Origin of the sequence: Streptomyces sp. SID3212 (assembly GCF_009865405.1) — a bacterium.
Classification (GTDB): Bacteria; Actinomycetota; Actinomycetes; order Streptomycetales; family Streptomycetaceae; genus Streptomyces.
The window spans coordinates 1-1,283 of sequence record NZ_WWJY01000633.1; the positions used below are offsets into that span (position 1 = coordinate 1).

Annotated in this window: 1 protein-coding gene; it reads left to right on the forward strand. The window is 75.1% G+C overall.

What is annotated here, in order from left to right; translation table 11 throughout:
- The coding region (locus tag GT042_RS18880; protein ID WP_161309898.1) for a hypothetical protein at window positions 1-1,283 on the forward strand (1,283 nt) is incomplete at both ends.

Genomic DNA, 1,283 nt, shown 5'->3' on the forward strand with positions numbered 1-1,283 from the left:
CAGGGCGCTCCGGACCACCTGTTCCCGCTGACGCTGCTGCGCGACACCCGCTTGCGGGCCCTGGTGCGGCAGGCCAGGAACGTACCGCCGACGACCCCGCACCGACCGGCCGTACTGGCCCAGTTCGCCCAGCGGGCGGCGGCGCTCGCCGCCGAGCTGGCGCCCGGGACACGCGAGGATCTGATCCTCCTGCGGCGCATGGGGCGCGAAGCCCTGCACCTGCTGCCGCCGGTGGACGCGCCGGTGTACTGGTCGGCCTGGGAGTCCGGGACCCTGGAGGAGGCCCAAGACGGGCCCATGGCGGGACTCTCCTTCACCGCTCCCCCTTTCCACACCGCCTCGACCTCGCGGAACGCCGGGCTGCGCATGCTGCCGGGGCCCCCGCCGCAGGGGGACAGCCATCCGGTCCTGTACGAGGTACGCCGGTCCTCCGCGCGGGACATCGCGCCGTTCAGCCGGACGCCCGGGGCGCGGCAGGCGATGTTCCCGGAGGAGACCCGTTTCGAGGAGGAGTCGCGCGAGGTCCGGTACGACGCCTCCCTGGGCCGCAGCCACCTGCGGGTGGTCCTGCGTGAAGTGGCGGCTCCGGCGCCGGAGTTGTGGGACCGGGAGATCCTCACCCGTCCCGTCATCGCTCCCGACGGCACCTGGTCCGGCGTCACCAGCTATACGGCGCAGGAGTGGACGGAGCGCCAGGACGCGCTCGCCCACCTGCCCGGCCTCACCTACTTCAAGTACTACGACACCGAGGCCGAGACGTGGGAGAAGGACCGGGTCCCCGTGCCCTGGGGCCGGGGCTCCCTGTTCTTCGCCGCGCCCGGCGACGGCCGGCTGGTCCAGGTGGGCTCCCCGTACGGATCCAAGCTGGCCACCGCCGGAGAGGTCGGCGGCTTCCTGCGCGAGCTGCTGCGCCGGTCCCCCGCCGGGGAGCGCGCCGCGCTCGTCGTCTTCGGCCCGCCCGCCGGGGCCGGGCCGCTGGCCCAGCGGATGGCCGACCGGACCGGGCACGACACCGCCGGCTCCACGGCTCCCGCCGAGACCTTCGAGCGGGGCAAGGACGCGGACCCGCGGTACGGGCTGGAACTCGAACGGGATCCCGAACTCCCCGCACCGCGGTGGCTGATCCGCACCCCGCGCGACCAGGACTCCATCGAGGCCGAGGCACCCCGTGATCCGTCACGGAACGCGGAGCGTTTCGCCGCGGTGTACGCCGATCCGCGCTGGCCGGAGGCCGCCCGTGGCTGGGAGCGGGCGCTGGGCCGCGCCCTGGCGGGCGATCCGCG